The organism is Sphingobium sp. AS12, from assembly GCF_019097845.1.
GTDB lineage: Bacteria > Pseudomonadota > Alphaproteobacteria > Sphingomonadales > Sphingomonadaceae > Sphingobium.
Genome location: NZ_JAHRGM010000058.1, coordinates 1 through 2,862, shown reverse-complemented (window position 1 = coordinate 2,862; position 2,862 = coordinate 1). Strand labels below are relative to the sequence as shown.

The window sequence follows — 2,862 nt, the reverse complement described above, 5'->3', positions numbered from 1 at the left end:
CGCCCGAAATTATCGTCACCTGACCCATCGCACCGTCTCTAGTACCGGTGCAAACACCAGTGCTTGCACCGGTGCCATCTCCAAATATCAGCCGATCACCGCAAGGCGGCCCTCACCGGAGGCGTACGTTTGTGAGCGGTGACGACTGAGAAAACGGGCGAAGGCAACCCGGCGCGATGCTTCCCTTGTTGTCTCGTCAAGTCGTGATGCGCCTCCCATCCCAGTGCTGGTTGCGATGTCCTGCGCGGACTACTTCACGAGTTGGAGGTTTGGAGAACGACGGGGTGTAGGCGATACAGCACCATCGCTATGGACCCCCATGACCGCCAAACCGAAGACAAGGCGGTCGAGTTCGTCGGGTTCGATATGCAACGCCGTCGACACATCGTCTTTTGCAATTCCGTCCTCGCGTAGCGCAGCGAAGATTTTTGGGATGATCATCGACATTTCGCGCTGTGCACCCTCGGGCTCGTTGCTTCGATAACCACGCTGGCTCATTTCGATGCACAGTCCACGATAATGCCACTCAGACAATAGCCCAAGCGCATGTAGTCGGTAGGCTAGGGCACCTACGGACACGATCCAATGGTGCTTGAGGCGGATCAACGCTTCAAGTGAAGGTATCATTGGCGCATGTGCCAACACACTGCCCCGCGGCATAAGAAATGCGGATGCAAAGCGGTTAGCCTCATGCTCAGCTTCTCGGCCTCGTGGTTCGTCGTGCCGATGAAGAATCAAATGGCCAAGCTCATGCGCGGCGTCAAAGCGGCTTCGTTCCGCCGATTTTTGCGTATTCAGGAACACGAATGGCGTAGCCTCCCGCCACAATGAGAAAGCATCAACTTCCGCCGTATCCTCCGACATTGAGTAGACACGGACACCTTTTGATTCAAGCAAGTGGACGACATTCCGAATAGGCTTTTCGCCTAGCATCCAGTGCTGACGCAACATCATCGCGGCAGTCTCAGGGTCCTCCTCCCGAAGGTCAAGCAAGTCTGGACTCGGCAGGGTGAAGCGAACGTCGATCCAATCGTTCAGCAAAAACGCTAGCGCGCCTGACGCTAAGGCTGCTTCGCGATGTGATGCAGCCATGCGCGCCATTGATCGAAAACTCGCAGTTCGATTGGTCGGCTCATGTAAATCGGGCCCAGCGAAAAATTCAGCGGGAAAGCGAAGGGCTGTGACAATCCGGCCTAGCGTATCGCCACTCGGCTCATAATCACCGCGCTCATAACCGGAGACGCTCCGCAAATCGACGCCGATCTGCTCGGCCAATTGGGTCTTGTTTAGGCCACGCCGTTTGCGGGCCACGCGGAGGCGGGACGGAGAAAACATTGCCTCACGCGCGACGCTTAACGTCGATATCAATCTCTGGCCCGAAGTCTGGCTTAGGCAGAGTATCTCCTTCCGGATCAATCGGCTGCGAGCGAAGGATGATCCGCTCCCGCCAGGTATCGATATGATCGTGCTCGTCCATGCTCACTGGGAGCGAAAGCTCAGCGCGGAGCTCGGTTGCATTTGCATGGAACAAAAGAACATAGGTCAAGCATTCGACCTCATCTTCTGGAGCAGTTGCTAAAACCATCTCTGGAGCCGTATCGAACAAATCGAGCTGCCCGATATTCGCGTCAATCGCATCGGCAGTACGAGGCCCCTTGTCCCGCTTAGTCTTAGGGAAGCCACGCGGATCGCCGGTCGCATCATCCCCTGACGATACCGAAATCGCAGTCTTCCCGTCTGGGCTGAGGATGGTTGAGAACATCTGCTCGTCAACCCGGGTCCAACCAAGCATGACCAATTCGTCGCGCAAGGTACGAAGCGTTTCATTCCAGTGGTAGAAGCCTGCCGCGATTGGCGCATCGTTCGCCGTCCGGGATACACGGGATATGTAGCCGGCGCGAACGGCGCGCATTAATGGTGCCGCAGTGAGACCTAGGCGCCTGAGCGCTGCGTCTACGTCCTCTGGGTTGTTTCGAATCGCAGTCTTTAGCATATCCATCCTCACTTCCGGTTTTCATACCTCGCTTGAGGTCAGAAAACAAGAAGCTCGCGATTTATCCACAACGTGTGCCCCGTGGTGCCTGCGATGCCTCCTGTGGGGCGTTCTAATGAGCCGCAATGCGCCAAAAAAATATTTTGGCCGCCGGAGGCTGCACAACGCCATCTGTTCCCGTACGGCCTTCCTGGCGGGGTTTTGGGCCTGCCGACTATTTTTGCGCGGAGACCGAAATTTGACAATTCGAGCCTCCGGGCGTTCTTTATACGTGCGTTGGCGACGTGAGGCGAGCTCGCGTTGGCCGTTCGCATAGGCCAGGGGGACCCAGTGGGTTCCTAATTAGGGAGCTGACTATGCACGGTGACACACCGCCTTCTGATGAGATCATTCTAGCGATGATCGGTGCTCCGATCGACCCCGACATTCTGATTGCACAGCTTCGTGCAGATTACGACATCAAGGACGTAATCGAAGCACTGCAACGAGCAATCGAGCGCGGAAAGATCACCTTGGACAGCGATGGGATGGTCGTTACCGCACAGGTATTGGCGCAAGCCGCATAAGTGACAAAGGCCGGGGGGGAGCCGCACGAGGCGGCAAGGGCTAGGCGTTGCCACTACAATGATGACGCGGCACCACTTGATCAACGCGATGCATTTGAGCGGGATCGCGATCGAATCCTGTACTCGTCGGCCTTTCATCGACTCGCCGGCATCACGCAGATTGTTCGCGCTGGCGAACTAAGGCCTGTGGACATTAGCGCATAGCGATTTTCAAGGCCGCGAGATTGATCATAGCGCGGTAGCTCTCGTCAGTTTTTTCGTACCGGGTAGCGATCCGGCGGAATGTTTTGAGGCTGCAGAAAA

The 2,862-nt window shown here is 56.4% G+C and carries 3 protein-coding genes and 1 pseudogene; 1 reads left to right on the top strand and 3 read right to left on the bottom strand.

Features of this window, described 5'->3' with window-relative positions:
• Nucleotides 1-249 precede the first annotated feature (249 nt).
• Together KRZ98_RS19715 and KRZ98_RS19710 are read right to left on the bottom strand one after the other, a co-directional pair.
• Nucleotides 250-1,335: an ImmA/IrrE family metallo-endopeptidase gene (locus tag KRZ98_RS19715; RefSeq protein ID WP_217674967.1), complete on the bottom strand. Its 1,086-nt coding sequence runs from the start codon at nt 1,333-1,335 to the stop codon at nt 250-252.
• 4 nt (nt 1,336-1,339) lie between these two features.
• Nucleotides 1,340-1,999, bottom strand: coding sequence for a hypothetical protein (locus KRZ98_RS19710; RefSeq protein WP_217674966.1), 660 nt, complete (start codon nt 1,997-1,999; stop codon nt 1,340-1,342).
• A 350-nt stretch (nt 2,000-2,349) separates the two neighbouring features.
• Here KRZ98_RS19710 and KRZ98_RS19705 point away from each other — a divergent pair, with 350 nt between their 5' ends.
• Nucleotides 2,350-2,559, top strand: coding sequence for a hypothetical protein (locus tag KRZ98_RS19705; RefSeq protein WP_217674965.1), 210 nt, complete (start codon nt 2,350-2,352; stop codon nt 2,557-2,559).
• A gap of 193 nt (nt 2,560-2,752) precedes the next feature.
• Here the strand turns inward: KRZ98_RS19705 and KRZ98_RS19700 are convergent.
• Nucleotides 2,753-2,862, bottom strand: a pseudogene (locus tag KRZ98_RS19700) (IS5/IS1182 family transposase); the annotation flags it as partial.

What these genes read in the sequence shown, in the direction of transcription:
- KRZ98_RS19715 (WP_217674967.1), bottom strand. Translation starts at nt 1,335, where the DNA reads ATGTTTTCTCCGTCCCGCCTCCGCGTGGCCCGCAAACGGCGTGGCCTA.
- KRZ98_RS19710 (WP_217674966.1), bottom strand. Translation starts at nt 1,999, where the DNA reads ATGGATATGCTAAAGACTGCGATTCGAAACAACCCAGAGGACGTAGAC.
- KRZ98_RS19705 (WP_217674965.1), top strand. Translation starts at nt 2,350, where the DNA reads ATGCACGGTGACACACCGCCTTCTGATGAGATCATTCTAGCGATGATC.